19 protein-coding genes are annotated in these 19,363 nt (G+C 40.3%); 13 read left to right on the plus strand and 6 right to left on the minus strand.

Going from position 1 to position 19,363, the window contains the following annotated elements; translation table 11 throughout:
* Window positions 1–5: 5 nt before the first annotated feature.
* From CYAN7822_RS08135 to serS, 10 genes are all read left to right on the plus strand, one after another.
* On the plus strand, window positions 6–1,601 hold the full coding sequence (locus tag CYAN7822_RS08135) for a nickel-dependent hydrogenase large subunit (RefSeq protein ID WP_013321766.1): 1,596 nt from the start codon (window positions 6–8) through the stop codon (window positions 1,599–1,601).
* A gap of 273 nt (window positions 1,602–1,874) precedes the next feature.
* Window positions 1,875–2,351: a hydrogenase maturation protease gene (locus CYAN7822_RS08140; protein ID WP_013321767.1), complete on the plus strand. Its 477-nt coding sequence runs from the start codon at window positions 1,875–1,877 to the stop codon at window positions 2,349–2,351.
* 155 nt (window positions 2,352–2,506) lie between these two features.
* Window positions 2,507–3,703 carry a catalase family protein gene (locus CYAN7822_RS08145; protein ID WP_013321768.1) on the plus strand — a complete coding sequence of 399 codons (1,197 nt, stop codon included), beginning with the start codon at window positions 2,507–2,509 and terminating at the stop codon, window positions 3,701–3,703.
* 295 nt (window positions 3,704–3,998) lie between these two features.
* Window positions 3,999–4,529: a hypothetical protein gene (locus CYAN7822_RS39380; protein WP_013321769.1), complete on the plus strand. Its 531-nt coding sequence runs from the start codon at window positions 3,999–4,001 to the stop codon at window positions 4,527–4,529.
* A complete protein-coding gene (locus CYAN7822_RS08150) occupies window positions 4,513–7,218 on the plus strand; it encodes an NACHT domain-containing protein (protein WP_013321770.1) in 2,706 nt (901 codons plus the stop codon). The genes CYAN7822_RS39380 and CYAN7822_RS08150 overlap by 17 nt, the downstream gene beginning before the upstream one ends.
* Window positions 7,219–7,320: 102 nt before the next feature.
* On the plus strand, window positions 7,321–7,605 hold the full coding sequence (locus CYAN7822_RS08155) for a hypothetical protein (RefSeq protein WP_013321771.1): 285 nt from the start codon (window positions 7,321–7,323) through the stop codon (window positions 7,603–7,605).
* 62 nt (window positions 7,606–7,667) lie between these two features.
* A complete protein-coding gene (locus tag CYAN7822_RS08160) occupies window positions 7,668–7,889 on the plus strand; it encodes a hypothetical protein (RefSeq protein ID WP_013321772.1) in 222 nt (73 codons plus the stop codon).
* A gap of 154 nt (window positions 7,890–8,043) precedes the next feature.
* Window positions 8,044–8,508 carry an NINE protein gene (locus CYAN7822_RS08165; RefSeq protein ID WP_013321773.1) on the plus strand — a complete coding sequence of 155 codons (465 nt, stop codon included), beginning with the start codon at window positions 8,044–8,046 and terminating at the stop codon, window positions 8,506–8,508.
* 19 nt (window positions 8,509–8,527) lie between these two features.
* Window positions 8,528–9,580, plus strand: coding sequence for an RNA 3'-terminal phosphate cyclase (rtcA, locus tag CYAN7822_RS08170; RefSeq protein ID WP_013321774.1), 1,053 nt, complete (start codon window positions 8,528–8,530; stop codon window positions 9,578–9,580).
* 79 nt (window positions 9,581–9,659) lie between these two features.
* Window positions 9,660–10,952, plus strand: a complete 1,293-nt coding sequence (gene serS, locus CYAN7822_RS08175; protein WP_013321775.1) for a serine--tRNA ligase — start codon at window positions 9,660–9,662, stop codon at window positions 10,950–10,952.
* Between the two features lie 69 nt (window positions 10,953–11,021).
* On the opposite strand, the gene CYAN7822_RS08180 is transcribed toward serS, so the two are convergent.
* The 6 genes from CYAN7822_RS08180 to CYAN7822_RS08200 form a co-directional block, all read right to left on the minus strand.
* On the minus strand, window positions 11,022–11,651 hold the full coding sequence (locus CYAN7822_RS08180; RefSeq protein WP_013321776.1) for a Uma2 family endonuclease: 630 nt from the start codon (window positions 11,649–11,651) through the stop codon (window positions 11,022–11,024).
* A 67-nt stretch (window positions 11,652–11,718) separates the two neighbouring features.
* A complete protein-coding gene (locus tag CYAN7822_RS08185) occupies window positions 11,719–12,228 on the minus strand; it encodes a TolB family protein (RefSeq protein WP_013321777.1) in 510 nt (169 codons plus the stop codon).
* A 50-nt stretch (window positions 12,229–12,278) separates the two neighbouring features.
* Window positions 12,279–12,803 (minus strand): TolB family protein, encoded by a 525-nt coding sequence (locus CYAN7822_RS08190; RefSeq protein WP_013321778.1) that lies wholly within the window; start codon window positions 12,801–12,803, stop codon window positions 12,279–12,281.
* A 51-nt stretch (window positions 12,804–12,854) separates the two neighbouring features.
* Complete coding sequence (locus tag CYAN7822_RS08195) at window positions 12,855–13,865, minus strand: Ycf66 family protein (protein WP_013321779.1); 1,011 nt, start codon at window positions 13,863–13,865, stop codon at window positions 12,855–12,857.
* Window positions 13,866–14,030: 165 nt separating this feature from the next.
* Window positions 14,031–14,153 (minus strand): photosystem II reaction center X protein, encoded by a 123-nt coding sequence (gene psbX, locus CYAN7822_RS35590; RefSeq protein WP_013321780.1) that lies wholly within the window; start codon window positions 14,151–14,153, stop codon window positions 14,031–14,033.
* Window positions 14,154–14,443: 290 nt separating this feature from the next.
* A complete protein-coding gene (locus tag CYAN7822_RS08200) occupies window positions 14,444–16,009 on the minus strand; it encodes a cation:proton antiporter (RefSeq protein WP_013321781.1) in 1,566 nt (521 codons plus the stop codon).
* Window positions 16,010–16,128: 119 nt separating this feature from the next.
* On the opposite strand from CYAN7822_RS08200, the gene CYAN7822_RS08205 reads away from it, so the two are divergent.
* The 3 genes from CYAN7822_RS08205 (at window position 16,129) to tpiA (ending at window position 19,290) form a co-directional block, all read left to right on the plus strand.
* Window positions 16,129–16,734 (plus strand): DUF3038 domain-containing protein, encoded by a 606-nt coding sequence (locus CYAN7822_RS08205; protein WP_013321782.1) that lies wholly within the window; start codon window positions 16,129–16,131, stop codon window positions 16,732–16,734.
* 53 nt (window positions 16,735–16,787) lie between these two features.
* Window positions 16,788–18,425 (plus strand): DUF4335 domain-containing protein, encoded by a 1,638-nt coding sequence (locus tag CYAN7822_RS08210; RefSeq protein WP_013321783.1) that lies wholly within the window; start codon window positions 16,788–16,790, stop codon window positions 18,423–18,425.
* 139 nt (window positions 18,426–18,564) lie between these two features.
* Entirely contained in the window at window positions 18,565–19,290 is a 726-nt protein-coding gene (gene tpiA / locus CYAN7822_RS08215) for a triose-phosphate isomerase (RefSeq protein ID WP_041933172.1), read from the plus strand.
* The last annotated feature ends 73 nt before the right edge of the window (window positions 19,291–19,363 follow it).

Genomic DNA, 19,363 nt, shown 5'->3' on the forward strand with positions numbered 1-19,363 from the left:
AGAAAATGGCAGTTACAACATTAGATATTTCCCCAGTGGGGCGTGTAGAGGGTGATTTAGATGTCCGAGTGGATATAGAAGATGGCTATGTGGTCAACGCCTGGACTCATGCCGAGTTATTTCGGGGTTTTGAAGTCATTTTGCGGGGAAAAGATGCTCAAGCCGGATTAATTGTTACCCCCAGAGTTTGCGGGATTTGCGGCGCATCTCACCTAACTTGTGCCTCTTGGGCCCTGGATACCGCTTGGGGGACAGAAGTGCCGCGCAATGCAATTTTAGCCAGAAACCTAGGTCAGTTAGTAGAAACGATACAAAGTCATCCGCGTCATTTTTATGCGTTATTTGCCATCGACCTAATCAACAAAAAGTATAAAAATAGTCCCTTCTATGAAGAAGCGACGCGACGTTTTGCCGCCTTTACGGGTAAATCTTATGAAGTTGGCATAACTGTTTCCGGCAAACCGATTGAAATATATGCGCTCTTTGGGGGACAGTGGCCCCATTCTAGCTTTATGGTTCCGGGTGGGGTCATGTGCGCTCCCACCCTAACCGATATTACGAGAGCTTGGTCAATTTTAGAGTATTTCCGTACTAATTGGCTTGAACCGGTTTGGCTCGGTTGTTCTCTAGAACGTTATGAAGAAATTCAAACCTACGATGATTTTATGTCCTGGCTGGATGAAAGTCCGGCTCATGCCAATTCTGACCTAGGGTTTTATTGGCGGATGGGTCTTGATATTGGTTTGGATAAATATGGGGTCGGTTGCGGAAGATATAGCAGTTGGGGATATTTACCCCATGAAGATAAATATCAAAAGCCCACCATTGAAGGGCGAAATGCTGCCCTAATTATGAAAAGCGGCAACTATGATAGTTTTACAGACACTCACACTCTGATGGACCATAGTTATACCCGAGAAAATACCACTCACTCCTGGTATGAAGAAGGGACAGCAGATGTTCATCCGTTTGATCGGTTTACCGTTCCCTCCCAAAACAACGTTAAAGACTTCGATCAAGCCTATTCTTGGGCGAGTGCGGTAAGTCATAAAGATTTAGGACGGATGGAAGTGGGGTCTTTAGCACGTCAACTGGTGGCCGGTGGTCGTCATGGCGAAAGTTGGCAGCATTATGACGGTTTTATTCTCGATATGTTTAAAAAGATGGGCGGCGCGAGTATCCATCTACGGGAATTAGCCCGGATGCACGAATCTGTTAAACTGTATCGTCAAGTTGAACATTGCCTGCGAGAATTTCAGCTTAAAGAACCCTGGTACATCAAACCCAAAGAAAAAAATGGCAGAGGTTGGGGAGCCACAGAAGCCAGTCGTGGGTCTTTGTGTCACTGGATAGAAGTAGAAAGCGGCAAGATTAAAAACTATCAAATTATTGCGCCGACGACTTGGAATGTGGGACCTCGGGATGGCGAAGGAGTACAAGGACCAATTGAACAAGCTTTAATTGGTACACCAGTACAAGATCCCACCGATCCGGTAGAAGTGGGTCACGTGGCGCGGTCTTTTGATTCCTGTTTAGTCTGTACTGTACACGCTCACAACGCCAAAACCGGCGAAGAATTAGCCCGTTTTCGTACTAATTAAAGATCGCCCCCTACCCCCCTTCTTAACTCAGATCTTGCACCAATTTATTTAAAACCTTCTCAAATCGGAAAAAGGTTAAAGGGGAAGGGACAAAGGCTATTTTATCCTTTACCCCATCGGGCCCCATTCCTCAAGAAAGCGTAGATCCCTCTATACCCCCCTCCCGGGGGGAAGTCCGTCTTAATAAGGGGCAGGAAATTTAAGTCCCCCTTAATAAGGGGGATTTAGGGGGATCTTATTTTCAAAAAAATTCATCAATAAAACAAAATTATTATGCTAACAATAATTGGTTGCGGGAACGTTACTCGCAATGATGACGCTGTAGGAGTAATAGTCGTTCAACGCCTTGGGCAATTTCTCCAAGAAAACCCTTATCAAAATGTACGCGCTTTCGACTGTGGCACCGCCGGAATGGAGGTCATGTTTCAGGCGCGAGGAAGTAAACAATTAATTATTGTTGATGCTTGCTCAACTGGCTCTCAACCGGGTACGATTTTTAAAGTCCCGGGTTCTGAACTAGAAGCACTACCAGAGCCAAGTTACAGCTTACATGACTTTCGCTGGGATCATGCCTTATACTCAGGAAAAAAAATCTTTCAAGAGGATTTTCCTCAAGATGTCACTGTTTATTTAATTGAAGCCGAAAATCTCGATTTTGGTTTAGAATTAAGTTCGACTGTAGAATTTGCCGCCGAGCAAGTTTTACAAATGTTGCAAGACCTAATTAAGCATAATTACTCTTTTAATTGACTGAATTTAAACAGTTAAAATTACAATAGTAATTACAGGATTGATATTGATAAAGTTTTTTCCCTAACCTAGAAAGCGGCTCTTAAATGAGTATTAAGACATTTTGTTTAGTTCAATAAATCATCTTTGTTACACCTATTTAAAATTTAAAAATCATGAACCTATTCACAGAATATCCCGAAAAAAACGAACAAGAATTAAATAATCTTGTGATTGAACAAGTTAAAAAGCAGATCCAAAAACTTTATGGCGATAAACCCTCAGCTAAACGAGATACTCATGCCAAAACTCATGGCGCTATTAAAGGAAGCCTAGAAATTTTTGATTTTGATGAAGAAGCCATTAAGCGGCAACTGGTGCAAACAATTGAACTATCAGCAGATAAAATTAAAAGCCTATCTCTCAAACAAGGACTCTTAGCACAAGCGAAACAATACCCGGTTTGGATTCGATTTGCTAATGGAAGAACCACCGTAGAAAATGATTATGTAGCGGATACCCGCTCAATGAGTGTAAAAATTATTGGCGTTGAAGGAGAAAGACTTAAAACGAGTCACGAGTTGAGAACTCAAGATATTATTACTCAAAATACAGAAATCTTTTTCATCAAAAATATCCAATATTATTATGAATTTTTTAAATCCGTAGTAGATTCACCCAAAGCCGCGCTGATTTGGTTATTGACTCATCCTCAGCAATTCCTCGCCTTGCAAAAAATGACCGGTCCCACACCAAAAAGTTTATTAACCGAAAAGTATTGGAGTGGATCAGCTTTTAGTTTAGGTTTAAAATCAGATTTTGATGAGTCTAAGCCGGGTCATGTTCCTGTGGAATATCCGGCGGTGGTTAAATTTGCTTTTACGCCGGTTTCTCCTCAAGCGCCTCATGAAGCGATTCCTTTTCAGTCTCGTGCAGGTATTCCTAAATTACCCTTTATTGATCGGGCCAAAGCACTGGGTTTTAGTAAAGATCAACCTGATAATTATTATCGTGATGATTTAATCCAAAAATTGAAAAAACCTGATGCTCAATATTGTTGGGATTTTGGCATACAATTTCAAGCTAATACCCAAATGTCTATTGATGATGTTACGGTGCTTTGGCCAGAAGAACAATCACAGTTTTTTACGGTGGGTCGCTTAACCGTTAATCATCAAATAATGGATTCTCAAGAACAATTAAAGTTTGGGGAAAATATTCAAATTTCGATTTGGAATGGATTAACGGTTCATCGTCCGGTTGGCGCTTTAAATCGGCTTCGGAGTTTGGTTTATCCCATTGTTGCCGATTATCGTCATCAAAGAAATAATGTCAATTATCAAGAACCAACTGGAGATGAAATATTTAATTAAATAAATTCGCCCTTGAGAGAGTCCGCAGAAAAAATATCTGTATTCATCTGTCCCTTCGCTGTCGCTCAGAGCTTGCCCTGATCTTGTCGAAGGGACAAGGTTTATCTGCGGACAATTCTTTCTATTAATAAAATAATTAAAGTTATATTTCTAAAAAGTTTTAAAGTTTTATTAATGTCCCGTTGCATTTTGTTAAAAAATTTGAAATTAAGACAGTTTTTTTTCAAGAGTAGAGTATAGTAAAATACACACAAGTTAAGAAAATTTAGAATATTTTTTTTATTGTTAAAATAACATGAAAATACAAGACATATTAAATTTACTAAAGGAGTTTGAAAAGCTTATTACCAATATATTAGGACAAGAGCCTGCTTGGCTCTCTTTTACTTTTAAGATTATTTCCCTAATTATAATTATTTTGTTAGCAATCTGGGGACTGCTTTATGTATTGAGTGAGATCAAAAAAAAATGGACGGAAAATTTTTTACCTTTATTTTATAACCAGGAAGAAAGACGACGAACTGTCAAACGCCAACGGTTTGCTAAACATATAGAAAATGAGATTCAAAAACTAAACAACCGTGAAGAGTGGAAAGATTATCGCTTTACTGAATTAGAAGCTGAGGTTGAAGCGGAAGGAAGGCGAAAAGGATTTAGCATATTGCCATTTTTTCAGCCGACACAAAGAGGACTTCGCAGAGAAAAGTCTCTATCAAAAGCTCTTGAGTTGAGTAGTGAGAGACTAATCCTAGTTGAAGGCGAACCCGGTTCAGGAATAAAGTGTTGCGCTGCGGCACGTTACAGAGAAAATGGCTTATCGTGCTAGTAAAAATCGGAGTAAAAATAGTATCATTCCTCTATATATTAACCTTAAAAAAATAGAAAGAAGACCTGAAGAAACGATTGATAGACAACTTATAGAATCTTTCGTAAAACGAGAATTAAATCGGGTTAATGACCGGGATATTGAGCAATTTTTAGACGAAGAATTTCAAAAAGGGATTGAAGAAAAAACATGGCTATTTCTCTTCGATTCTTTTGATGAATTACCTGAAGTATTAAGCTCGGTGCAAGCCGATGAAAAAATCAGAAATTATGCTGAAGCGATTGACAATTTTTTGAGTGGTTTTAATCAATGTCGTGGAATTATCGCTTCTCGTCAATTTCGCGGTCCCAAGCATTTAGTCTGGCCTCGCTTTCGTATTTTACCTTTAGAAAGTCGCCGCTCAGAACTTATCCGCAAGGCTGAACTTCCCCCAATGATAGAAAAGGAACTAATTAAACAAGTCCAGATCGCATCTCAAGAAATCCAGGAGATGACTAAGAATCCAATGTTCTTAGGGATTTTGTGTGAAGATATGCGAAGCGGAAACCCATTTCCAGAAAATGCTCATAGTGTATTTGAAAGATATTTAGATAAGCGACTAACCCGCGACCAAGAGCGTTTAGAAAGACGTTTCAACCTTCAACCTTCTGAGATACGAACTATCGCGGAAAGGGTTGCTTTTTGTATGTCAATAGACCGAGGTTTAGGGCTTAGTCCTACTCGTGAGGCAATCCGAAGTGCGATGACTCGTCTGAACTTAAGAGTGCCAGGAAACTTTGATCAATTTCTCACTGCTTTAGAATACCTTAAATTAGCGCGTTCAGAAACAGAAAGCATACCAGGTGAGTCACAATCTTTTACCTTTGCTCATCGCCGATTCCAAGAATATTTTGCTACTTGCGTCGTCCTGCGCGAACTTGATCGCATCAGTCCTAGAGAGTTACTGACCAATGGTCGATGGCGAGAAACAGCCGTTGTCATTTTTCAAACCCAACCTTCTCAAGTTTTTTCTCCTATTTTGGCAGAGGCACGACAGCTTCTCGAAGAAATGCTCAGTAGTCTCTCAGGACTTATTGACGATCCGATTGGATACGTTGATGAACATACAGTGAACAAAAATCGTTCCTCTCTTAGATCTTTTTCTTGGCCTACGGGTGTACTTCATCTGTTGAGTCTCTTACAAGATGGATTTATCAGTCGCATTAAAGATCTGCCTGACGATATTCAAATGCAGGTAGGACGTTTAGTTTTATCAGCTAGTATTACAGGAACTCTTGCAGATCAGAAATGGAGTCTGGAGGTTGCAGGAATTACACCTCAACCGGTTTTACTTTGGTTACTCCGCAACGCATTTGCTAGTCAAAGTCAGTGGTTAAAAGAAGTTGCCTATCGGCAGACTGCTAGGCTAAATAAAATTCCTGATGATATTGCTGCTAGTATTCGTCAATCACTTTTGGGTTTATTTGCTAGTGGTCGTTTGCATCGGGAGCGTTTTGCTACTGAGGCTCATCTGTCTCGACTTGACCAGTCGGCGAAGTTTCTTAGTGTCATGCGACTTTTGCGATGGATTGGGCCTATTGATAATATCTTGCACCTGGGTGGATTTTTTGTTTTGTTTCTGTTATTTACACTTGCTCAATTTAACTTATTGTATCAAATCTTCGTTGCTATTTTTTTGGGTTCTATTTTACTGTTTTCTCGTTTTACATTACAAAATATTACTTCCATTATAAATAATTTATCTTTTAGCTTGAGAAGTTTTTGGAATCAAATATCACTAGGTAGAGCATCTACACCTACTCCTACTTCAGGTCCGTCTTCTTTAGTTGTTTTTTCACGATTTTTATCACTATATTGTCGCTTATTATTTTTGCCATTGCTATGGTCTGTATTCGCAATAATAGCTGCCAATATAGGAGAATTTACTCATCCTGTTTGGTGGTTGTTTTTGTTTATATTTCCCCTATTGTATTGTATTTCCAATTTTAAAAGACTTATAAAAATATGTATGTATCTCTTGAGTAATTTTTCGATATGGATAATTTTAGTTTGTTATATAATATTAATAATTTCTACATATAGGGGTATACAAGGAGAATCTTTATTGTATGAAGTAATGTTTTATGTTTATATAATCATATTTTTATGTTATCTTCTGGGAATTTCAGTTATCGGCATTATAGCCTTGTTTCGATTACTTAAAGATTGGATTAAATGGCAAAATTGGCTCAAAAACCGTCCATCATCTATGACATCAAAAGAGCTACTAAATCTAATTAAATTATATCACTACAGTGGATTCTGCAAACGACTTATAACTGTAATCCGCGAACAAAATATTTTAATGGCAACAGAAGAAGATGATGAGTTGATAAGCAAATTAGCTCTGGCTGTAGAACGAGCCTTGGTAGTTAAGAAACGAAAACTAGGGAATAGACAGAAAAAATGGCAAAAAATCCGCACAAATCCAATATTTGCTATTAAATATATTAAACTCTCATTAGAAAGAGCTAAAAAACGTAGAAATAAGCAACAAAAACCTATCTATTTAGGGTCAGATTTTTTTTACACTTGGCTTGAAGATTACACTAAAAAAGACGTAAACCGATTAACAAAACTAGGCCATGAATGTCTTGATGAGATTTATATTCTTCTAGAACAAGTTCGTGCTAAAAGACAGTCTTCCTAAATTTTTAGTAAGTAGTTTAGTAGGCGGTTCATATTGAACAAGATGGTAACATAATTTTTATTATTTCGGCTCGTAAAGCAACGCGCAAGGAACGAGAATACTATGAAAATTGAAGACTTAAAAAAACGCTCAGACAAAAACCGCCCGATGACCACTGTTACTATTCGGATGCCTGAAGATGTCATTGAAGATTTAAAGCGGCTTGCTCCCCTACATGGCTTTTCTGGTTATCAACCCTTAATTAGAGCTTACATCGGCCAGGGACTTCGAACAGATTTAGAACGTTTAGAAGGGGATAGCGTAAGAGCATTAATTGAAAGTCTCAAGCGGCATGGTGTCAGTAGCGAAGTGATTAATCAAGCACTCAGGGAAGTTGCTCACAAATAAGATAAATTCAGTAGAGATCGCCTCCAGACTAAAATAAAAGAGTACATACATGAGCCTCATCAATGACTACTACTAACTCAATCCCATTTCAAAAAGTAGTTGAGTATGTTGAAGCCCTTTCTCCTGAAGAACAAGATTTACTTGTTTCTCTGATTCAAAAAAGAAGAGTTGAGGAGCGCCGCGCAGAAATTGCAGCTAATGCAACTGAGACAATAAAAGCATGGCATCAAGGACGTGCAAAACGGGGTTCTGTTAATGATTTACGTGCCAAACTGAACACTTAAACATGAATAATATTAGCCGGCTTTGGCAGGCTTTGCTCCTATAGCGGAACCCTTCAGGGTGCAGGCGTTAAACGAAGAAGCAAATTGTTAAAATAACCATAGAGGGTTAAACGCTTCCATCGGTTCTCATAGAAGAGGTAAAGGAAAATCAATAATGGATAAACGTCAAAGTAGCTACATCCTTTGGTTAGGTTTTTTATTTGGATTTGGCGGACTACATCGAATTTATAACGGCAAAATAACAACAGGATTAATCTGGTTAATGACCTGGGGATTATTTGGATTTGGTCAATTTTTTGACTTATTTCTCATTCCCTCAATGGTAGAAGAAAATGCGCTTCCTACTAAAGATCGTCCTCAGTTGGGTAGAAATGAAAAATATGGGTCAGCTAATGTTGAACTCGTTGAACCCAACAAAGAAAACTTAATGGTGAGACTGGTGAAAGCCGCTCATGCACAAGGAGGTAAAATATCAGTAACCCAAGGCGTTCTCGCCACCGGAGTAGGTTTTAAACAAGTCGAAAGCGTTTTAATGGAAATGGCTAAGACTGGTTACGTTAGTATAGACAATGACCCAAAAACAGGAATAGTTGTCTATTCGCTGTACGAATACTCTTAAGCTTTTTAGAACCAACATTATGCTTGATATTGATGGATCTTGGGGGGAGGGGGGAGGCCAAATTCTGCGGAGTAGCCTAAGTTTAGCCGCTATTACTGGGCAGGCCATACGTTTATACCAAATTCGCGCAGGACGAAAAAAACCCGGACTTGCCGCCCAACATTTAACCTGTGTGCGTGCGGCGGCGGCTGTGTGTAAAGCCGAAGTCAGAGGCGATAAACTTGGATCAATGACCTTAGAATTTATGCCGGGTTCTCCTCCCTGTCCGGGCAATTATACCTTTGATGTGACCGAAGCCAGAGAAGGAGGTTCAGCCGGTGCGGTTACTTTAATCTTACAAACAGTCCTTTTACCTTTAGCAATGGCATCAGGAGACTCTGTGGTTATCCTCAAGGGAGGAACCCATGTGGCTTGGAGTCCTCCCATTTCTTATATTGAGCAAGTTTATATACCCTTACTGAGAAAATTAGGATTACAAGCCGAATTAGAATTACAAGCTTGGGGTTGGTATCCTAAAGGCGGCGGTGAGGTTCATTTGCACATTAAAGGGAACACCCGCTTACAAGGGCAAAAATTTCTGGAAAAAGGCGCATTACAACAAATAAAAGGGTTAGCAGTGGTCACAGAATTGCCCTCTCATATCCCTCAACGCATGGCGATGCGCTGCGAAAACTTATTGCAACAAGCTCATCTTAAAGGCTATGTAGAACCTATACGAGCAAAAGGGGTTGCTCCGGGTGCAGGGGTTTTTCTGACGGCAGAGTATGAAAATATACGCGCGGGTTTTGGTGCGTTAGGAAGACGGGGGCTACCTGCCGAAATGGTGGCTCAGAGGGCTGTTGAGGAATTAGTCGCCTTTCATCAACAGGATGCCCCAGTAGAGGAGTTTTTGGGAGATCAATTACTGTTACCAATGGCGTTAGCTCATTCTTCGAGTCAATACCGAGTGGTTCACATGAGTGATCATTTAAAAACCAATGCTTTGACGATTTCACAATTTGGTTTAGCTCAAATTGATCTTAACCCAGAAGAAAGCCTTGTTTGTGTTAAACCTCATCACAGTTTAACCTAGGGTGGGCAAGCTGTCCTCTGTTGCCTAAAATTAGATATCCTAGCATAGAGAAAAAATGATCTAAGGAATGAAATAGTCTGTGTTAGACATTAAGCAAATTCGAGAAAACCCAGAACAAGTACAAGAACGACTCAACCGCCGTAATGCGGCTAAAGGCTATGATTTGACTCCGATTTTAGAACTTGATCAGCAACAACGAGAATTAGAGTCAAGCCGCATTCAGTTGCAAACCCGCAGTAATGAAATTAGTAAACTCATTCCTCAAAAAATTAAAGCGGGTAGCGATCCTAAAGGGGAAGAAATTAAAGCCCTTAAAGAAGAAGGAAATGAGGTTAAAAATAAATTATCCTCTTTAGAACCTCAAGAAAGAGAAATTAAAGCACAGATAGAAAATTTATTATTACAACTACCTAATTTACCGGCTGAGTCTACCCCCATCGGCAAAGATGAAACTGAGAATGTAGAAGTGCGGCGTTGGGGCGATGAATATCTGCCGACACTTCAAGTGCTTCCTCATTGGGAAATCGGCGAAAAGTTAGGAATCTTAGATTTTGAACGAGCGGTAAAAGTTGCTCAAAGCCGCTTTGTTAATTTAGTGGGTCTAGGTGCGGCATTAGAAAGGGCTTTAATTAATTTTATGCTGGACCGGCAAATAGAGGCGGGTTATCTGGAAGTTATGCCGCCTATTCTCATTAATAGCACTTCTTTACAAGGCACAGGACAACTCCCTAAATTTTCTGAAGAAAGTTTTAAATGCAGTGAAGATGAGTTATGGTTAGCACCTACTGCCGAAGTGCCGGTGACTAATTTATATCGGGATGAAATTATCGATTTAGATCAACTTCCTATTAAACATTGTGCTTATACCCCTTGTTTTCGTCGAGAAGCCGGCAGTTATGGAAGGGATACTAAGGGGTTAATTCGTTTGCATCAATTCAATAAAGTCGAATTAGTTAAAATCGTTCCTCCGGATACTTCAGAAGCCGAACATCAGGCTTTAGTGAGCGATGCTGAGGCAATTTTACAAGCCTTAAAGTTACCCTATCGCGTGATTGAATTGTGTACCGGTGATTTAGGATTTGGTGCGGCTAAATGTTATGATTTAGAGGTTTGGTTGCCGTCTTCTAATACTTATCGAGAAATTTCTAGTTGTTCTAATTTTAGAGATTTTCAGGCGCGGCGGGCGAATATTCGTTTTAAAGAAAAGGGTAAAAAAGGCACTCAATATGTTCATACACTTAATGGTTCTGGGTTAGCTATCGGTAGAACCATGTCGGCTATTTTAGAAAACTATCAACAAGCTGATGGAACGGTAAAAGTTCCCGAAGTTTTACAACCTTATTTAAAGCGGGAAGTGATCGGGAAAAATTAGATAAATTTTGAATTAATGATTTTTTTAAGTTTGTAGTTGTATTATTAAAAAACAGCTACAAATATTTTTTTAGTCTATCTGCCGCCTAACCCACTCTCTAACTTGTCTAACAAAAATCAGCCTTCCTTCACATCGATAAGTATCAATAAGTGAGGGGATTTCTTGAACTCGTAAATTAGGAAATACTAAACTATTTTCTACTTCGAGATATTCCTCGCCTTGCAACTGATAAATTTTTAATTCTCCCGAATCATAACACCAAATTTCAGGCACACCTAAACGGGCATAAATAGGAAACCGATCTAAGGACTTGCTAGTAATATCTATCTCTAAGGCTAAATCCGGAGCAGGGTCTTGATTCAAATCAAATTGTAACTTACCTCGGATCAAAGGTTCATTCTGGAAATAGAAACAATTATCAGCTTCTACTCCCACCTTTTCGAATTCTCGCTTCCAAGTCGTTGAACCTAGACATTCACAGTTTAACTCTAAAAGTTCAGCAACATCTTTAATTGTATCGCTAATTCTTTCTTTGTAATACTCATGTTCAGGTAAGGGGGTCATAATCTCGAGTGTTCCATGATCATAAGCGATTCTAGCTGAACGAGTTTCTCCTAAATTGGCTAGGATATTTTCAAATTGTTGCCAACTAATACTGTAAAGAATAACCCGATCACACCGACGTTCAGTCAGTAGCATAATTCCCCCTAAAAAATCATAAAACTTTATATTTATTCATTGTAGCTAGTGAAAATTTCTCTAAAAATTAAGGTGCTATTTGTTGTCCTGAACGATCATAAACTAAAATATCCCACTGACCATCTTTAGCCACTTCAAAAGCAATTTTTGTCCCATCAGCGCTAATGGTTGGGTTTCTTACTTCGGCGGGTAAACTAGCGGTGAGATTACGCTTTTGTTCTGTCTGGCGATCATAAATAAAAATGCCTGTCCTTCCTTGACGGGAAGCCTGAAAAACAATATAACGGCCATCTTCAGAAATCGAAGGATGAGACGTGACTTCATCTAAAGAATTCAGTCCCGGTAAGTTGACTAATTGACGAATTTGTGCATCATAAAGATAGACATCCTGAGAACCATTGCGGTCCGAGACAAAAACAATAAAGCGAGAGGAAATTTGAGGGGTTAACTCAGAAGCAAAACTATTTAAACTACGTCCGCCTGGATCAAAAGGAAAATTTAATAAGCGAGGATAGCCAGTACAGCCACTCAATAAACTGGTAACACTAATTAAAACAATAAACGCAAAAGGTTTCACTAGAATTTTTCTAACTGTTCAGTAGAAGTTCCCCTATAGAAATGATAAGTCTATTGTTGAGGATTCGGAACACGAGTGCCATCCGGAATATCTAACTCAACTAAAGGACCGCGATCTAACACTTCCACATCCCATTGACCTCGCCGCGCCGTTTCAAAGACGATATAACGACCATCCGGGCTAATATTGGGGTTTCTTAGCCAACTGCGATAGTTTTGGGTTAGCAATTCTGAACGTCCTGTCGCTTGGTCATAAAGAATAATATCCGGACGACCTTGAATACTGGAAATATAAACCAAGTAGCGACCTGTACGACTTAAACTCGGACTCTCGGCGATCGCCCCACCCGAGGGTTCAAAGCCTCTCAATTGTCGAAATTGTCGGGCTTGTAAATCATACAACACGATTTGACTTTTGCCATTGCGATTAGATACAAAAGCCAGTAACCGGCCATCTCCACTTAAGGTCGGTTGTTCATCGTTGTAACGGCTATTGAGTCCCGATAACAATTGAGGCCCATTAGTGAAGTCACAAGCACTCAATAAGGCCATTAAACTCAATCCCGTTATTGTCATCCACCACTGCTGCCCACAAGCAGTTATCGCTCTTTTCACATTAGACGACTTTTAATAATCAAAGCGGCTAGGATTATCCTCATTATAATCTCGGTTCCGAGGGCGTTCAGATTGAGATTCTGTATCGTTATAATCCCGACGAGGATTGCGTTCAGATTGAGATTCTGTATCGTTATAATCTCGGTTTCGAGGGCGTTCAGATTGAGATTCTGTATCGTTATAATCCCGACGAGGATTGCGTTCAGATTGAGATTCTGTATCCCATTGAGAATTATCTTCAGACTTTTCGTCTAGGGGTTGATAATCCACATATTCTGCTGATGCTGCATCTGCATCTTTCATGGAATAAATATCATCAGTGGGAGGACGAGAGGGCCGTCTCCTCGGGGGTTTATTGGCGGTTTGGGGGGGTTCAACACCTGAAGGACGACGAGAAGGACGACTTGAGGGAGGTCTTTTTTCCCGAGTTTCTGAACCTTCACTCCAATCATCATAGGGATCGTAAGTGGGGGAAGAACTCGAACGAGGCCGACGCACGCGAGAAGTTTTCGGACTATTATAAGGATCAGTATTTGAACCCCCAGGACGACGAGTTCTTGAGGTGCGAGGTTCTTCCTCATAGCCGCCACGACTAGATCCCCGATAGTCTGTTCCTTTTAAGCGTTGTCTATTGGCATAGCGTTCCTCATCGTAGGGTTCTAACGCTTCTAATTCTGCCTCTTGCTGATAACTATAAGTATAGGCATCACTAACGGGTCGATCTTCCACAATCGGACCACTCCGTCTCGCTTGTTCAGTAGCTACGCCCCGTAAACGAATGGTTTCTACCGCAAAAAAGATGGTTGAACCTGTCAGAAGAAACTGACCAAACTGTAAAATAGGATCAAGCCGCCATCCTTGGAACAGCAGAATTAAACCACACAACAAACCCACAGCAGCAAAAAAGATATCGTGGTCTCTAGATAACTCAGGACGGACAGAGCGAAGGAAATAGAGTCCTGCGCCGGCGACTGCTAAAAATATTCCTAAAATGCTGGCTGAGTTCAGCCCAAAGTTTACCATTTACTTCTCCGTTCTCAGTTCGTGAACTTCGGCACTATCGTAATACTCTATCTCTAATTTAACCCGTCTTTTATCAGACCCTAATTATTCAGTTTGATCGCTGCTTGAGTTCCCATTTCAGTAGACTTCCCCACCCCTAAGCCGGAGTGAGGAAAAAAGGGTAACTTACTGTATGCGCTTGATTTTATCGTTTTGTGAGATGAAGATCAGCGCGACTGTTGCCGGGATAACAACAATCACAGCACCCCAGACTAAGCTCCAGAGGAAGTTGGCTAAAGAAGGTGTCATAAGCTTTTTACTGTTTGGTTTTTAAACGATATCGTTACTCATTTTATCCTATCGCGTAGAGTATACCGCTAGATTCGATCAAGTTGACGAGCGGCTCAACAAATTAGAACTAGGACAAGCGCGACTCGAGCAAAAAGTTGACGGGTTAGCCAAGCCCATAGAAACTCAAGAATTTATCAGTCGTCGTATTTTTATGCGGTTAATCGTTGCTATTTTAGGGGGTTTGGCTAAGTTATTTGGTTTAGCTGGCAATCCTTAACAAGGATTAGTTAGAGACGCACCCTAACCATTTATTTTTCTTCTGCTCTCGTCAATATTTCCTGCAATACAGGTGAGAGTTTTTGATTTAATCGTCCAGTGCTAATAAATTCGGCATAAGTTTCTGCCTCAATATCTATTAACGTTTCTCGGATTTGTTCCATAATTAAAGAACGCAACTGAGGATATTGCTGATTATATTCGCTAATTTTCGCTTCAATTACTTGCAATTCTCCTTTGACTAACGTTTGTTCATAGCGATAAAACTGTTCATCAACTTCAGGGGTTTGATCCAATTTATCCAAATATTCTAATATCCTTAATAACGCGGTTCGCCGCGCCAATAATTCGGAATATTCTTGACGTAAGGGTTGATCGCCAATTAAATCTAACTTTTCTAAAAATAATTTAGTGGTTAATCCCTGAACTAATAAAGTAAACAAAACCACGCCAAAAACAGCATCGATAATATCTTGTCTTGCCTCTAAAACTGTGGGAACACTTAAAGCTAGGGCAATAGACACCGATCCCCTTAATCCTCCCCACCATAAAATAGTTTTTTCTTTAGCATTAATTTTGTTTTTTGTCAATAAATTATTAAGACTTCCTAAGCCAAAAATAGCAATCAGACGAGTCAAAACCACAGCAACAATAGAGATAAAAATAAGAGGCAAATTATCACTCAAAGACGAAAATTTAATCTGATCACCAATTAACAAAAAAACAATAGAATTGACAAAAAACGCTAAAAACTCCCAAAACTCGCACACCAAAAGACGGGTACGAGGGTTCATGCCAATACGGGAACCGAAATTGCCCAAAATTATTCCCACAGTGACAACGCCAATGACCCCTGAACCGCCCAATTCTTCGATAATTAAATAAGTCCCGTAAGCAGAAACTAGGGTTAAAGATTGTTCTACTAACGGAAGATCAAAGCGTTGAGTCAGATAGGAAATGCCAAACCCGATCAAACAACCAATGCCTATACCCAGACCTGTAAAAGTAAAAAACTGAACAAGAGTATGAGTTAAAGAAAACTCCTCAACGCCCAATGGTATGCCCACCAGTAACACAAAAGCAACAACCGCCACCCCATCATTAAATAAACTTTCACCCTCCATTAAAACGGTTAACTTCTTACTGGCCCCCAATTCCCGAAAAAGAGCAACCACAGACACCGGATCAGTAGCCGCCAAACTAGCTCCCAATAACAAAGCAATGGTTAAAGGAAGAGTCGTAAATTGGCTGACGGCAGAAGCCACGCCAAAAATTGAAATAATAACCCCTAATACTGCAAATAAAGCCACTGAAAGCCAATTTGCTTTTAAATCTCGCCAAGGAACATTCCAAGCGGCTTCAAATAACAGAGGCGGCAGAAAGATCTCTAAAATCAGTTCTGGAGAAAGGTTAACCAAGTGAATGTCAACAAAAGCTAACCCTAATCCCACCATGACCAATAGTAAAGTATAAGGAAAGGAGCGAAAGGGGGTAAAAATTCTTGAGATAGTTGCTACACTCAAAGAAACAGACAGTACCACTAAAAACTGTTCTAAATTTTGTTTAATGGCTACATCAGCCATAGACTCTACACTCATTAGACTCTCTCCGAGTTAGCATTGAATAAAAAAATAAATCATCGCCCTCTAGGGAGTCTAGTTTAAAATAATTTCGTCATAATATAAAACCACACTTAAGAAAAATCAATTGTTAATATATGCGCTCCTACGTTCAAACACCTTTATCCACCGTTGACCCAAAAGACTGGCCCTTGGTTCAATTCCCTGAACCGCAACAGTTAGATAATATTAGAGCTTACTTAGATCTGATTTTACTGGCCCTAGAAGCTTTGGCCAAAATCGACTCGGATACCATTCTAAACACAGCACAGGAATTAAGTTTAGAGTCCATCTTCAGCGATCACATAGCTCTGTGGCAACTTCGCGCCGCTAACCCCTTACGTAAAAATTCAGGTGAACGGAAAAACCTCAACGTCGAAGAAGCCAGGGCATTAGTCTTGATTATTTCTCATCTGGCTAAACAACATCAAGAATTGATTCGCCGTGCCGTTTCTCTGCTAGAACAAACCGTAGCTGACAATAAAGACCCTCATCATAGCGCTTTGTTAAGCGATTATCTGGATATTTTTAGTAAGTTGTATCAAGAACGCATGGAAAACAGCGAGAATGTCTCGCCCCAACAACTGTTCTCACTCGCTTATAAACTTCTGGTTGATTTACTGTTTTATAGCGGTTTTAACGGCTATCGTCGCCTTTGGTTAGCCCTGTTAAATCAACGTTTTATGGGAGTCATGACTCATTAGTCTTGTCCTTTTCTGCTGCCGGTTTTCCCTTTCAGTTGTGAAAAATTAAAAAGATGTTATTCTCTAATTCCCTGATCCGACGCTACACACCCCCGACTTGTACCCTAGAAATTTGGGGTAGACGTTCTTGGCTATCTTTGTGGAAAACTCATAATCCCATTATTGATTTTAAGTTTAAACTCCTGTTCGATGACCCTAAAATCCTTGATGAGCAACAAGTCATTTTAGAAGGAGATCGCGGTGAACTTCAACTTCTGTGTGATCGAGTCAGCAGTTATGTACAAAATTTGCTGACCTCCTCCCCAAGCAATTTATCCTTAATTTCAGCAAAAGCGGTCATTCCCTATTATGTAGGAAATTCAACCTTAAATGTTGAGCCTCAAGAAGCCCTAGTCAACGGCACACCCGAAAAGAGTCTTCCAACAGAGTTAAAAGTAATTGACTCAAAAAGCGTGGAGGGTAGCAATCATTCGGCTTTATCCTTAACGATACTGCCTTCATTAACCCCCAAAGGCTTACTCACTCATGAACTCGACTGTAGCCTACTGATCACGAATCAGAACAAAAGCGAAGTTCTCTTGAGTATCTCTCAATTATTCGATTTAGCCAATGCTTTAGAAGAATATAGTCTAGAGGCAGAAAGTTCTCCCAATTTAGAAAAGGTCAAACCGACTAAAAAAATTGTTATTTGGGCCATAACCGCGCTAGTAGCCCTCGTAGCAGTGGGTATTCCAACGGTAGGAATCAAATGGTATCGTTCCCTATCCCAAGAAACGGCTCTTGATGAGCCTTCCCCCTCATCGGGTCAATCTACCATTAAAGATATTTTACCTCCTGTTCCTTTACCCCCTTCTAATACCTCTGTTCCCTCCCCCATCTTAGCCCCATCTTTAGCACAACAAAAAAAATTACCCCCACCCCCCGGAGTCGGACAAGCTACCCCACCGTCTCGTAACCCCTCTATTGCTTTAGTCACCCCTCCAAAAAATGTTCTGCCTCCGACACCGGTAGTCCCCTCTGCCCCCCAGAGAAACACCATCGTTTTAACCCCTAATCTTCCTGCCACTCCTTCTTCTTCTAGTGCCGCTAGTGGGGCACAAGTGCGCGATCCCAGTGCGGAACTCGTTCGGTCCCCCAGTCTATCGACTTTACCCACTCCCCCAAGACCTAACTCCATCCCCACCCTATCTAATACTCCCACTCAAAGTGCTAATACGGCTTACTCGATGCCCTATAGCACGGCCGTTCCCACGCTGCCGAAATTACCCAATCTACCCTCACAAACCGCGACCCTACCTTCTCAACAATCTCAGTCTCAGTTGGCGGCTAATTTGCCTCACAATCAAAACAACGCCGCTTTATTGGATACTATTCCTCAAGTGACAGAGGTTAGAGAATATTTTCAACAGCGATGGCAACCTCCAGCAAATTTAAAACATACCTTGGAATATCGTTTAGTTTTAAATTCAGATGGCTCTATCGGGCGTATTATTCCGCTAGGTAGAACGGCGAATATTTATCTAGATCGTACCTATATGCCCTTATTGAATGAACCCTTTGTCTCTCCTCCTCCTGAGAGCGTAAAAAACCCCCAAATCCGTCTCGTTTTAAGTCCTGATAAAACGGTGAAAACCTTTTTAGAAGATAATCAGGAGCCGCTAGAGGCGCAAAACCCTTCCCCTGTACAATAGTCATGAATCATTCCTCAGCTATCACGCTTAACGGTTAACTCTTGTTCATGCTACTTTGTACTAGCCTTGAGAATGTTTACCCAAAGCCTTAAACTAGAGGTCTGCATTATGTATTGAAGTTGACATTTAGGGTTAGATTGTGCGAAAAATTATTATTGCCGGTAACTGGAAAATGTACAAGACTCAAGCAGAAGCTTTAGAGTTTGTGCAAACATTTAAATCCAAAGTAGACAATACAAACGAATCTAGAGAAATTGTCCTCTGTGCCCCGTTTACAACTTTAGGAGCCATGTCTAAAAATTTACATGGGAGCCGCATTAGGTTAGGGGCACAAAATATCCACTGGGAAGATGCCGGTGCTTATACAGGTGAAATTGCAGGACCTATGCTTACCGAAATCGGGGTTAATTACGTGATTATTGGTCACAGCGAACGCCGCCAGTATTTCGGAGAAACCGATGAAACTGTCAATTTACGACTCCTTGCCGCTCAAAAACATGGCTTGATTCCTATTCTGTGCGTCGGGGAATCTAAATCACAACGAGATGCCGGTGAAACCGAAAAGATTATCATTAATCAATTAAAACGAGATTTGGTAGATGTAGATCAAAATAATCTCGTGATTGCTTATGAACCTATCTGGGCCATTGGAACCGGTGACACTTGTGAATCCACTGAAGCTAACCGAGTGATTGGTTTAATTCGAGAGCAGTTGACCAATAAAAATGTTCCGATTCAGTATGGCGGCTCCGTTAAACCCAATAATATTGATGAAATTATGAAACAATCGGAAATAGATGGGGCTTTAGTCGGGGGAGCTAGTTTAGATCCGGCAGATTTTGCTAGTATTGTTAATTATCAATAGTTAATGGTCATTATCATTCGCTGAATCTTCTCCTATACCCCACGCCGTATCCTTACTTAAAAACCGACCAGGA

Origin of the sequence: Gloeothece verrucosa PCC 7822 (assembly GCF_000147335.1) — a bacterium.
Classification (GTDB): Bacteria; Cyanobacteriota; Cyanobacteriia; order Cyanobacteriales; family Microcystaceae; genus Gloeothece; species Gloeothece verrucosa.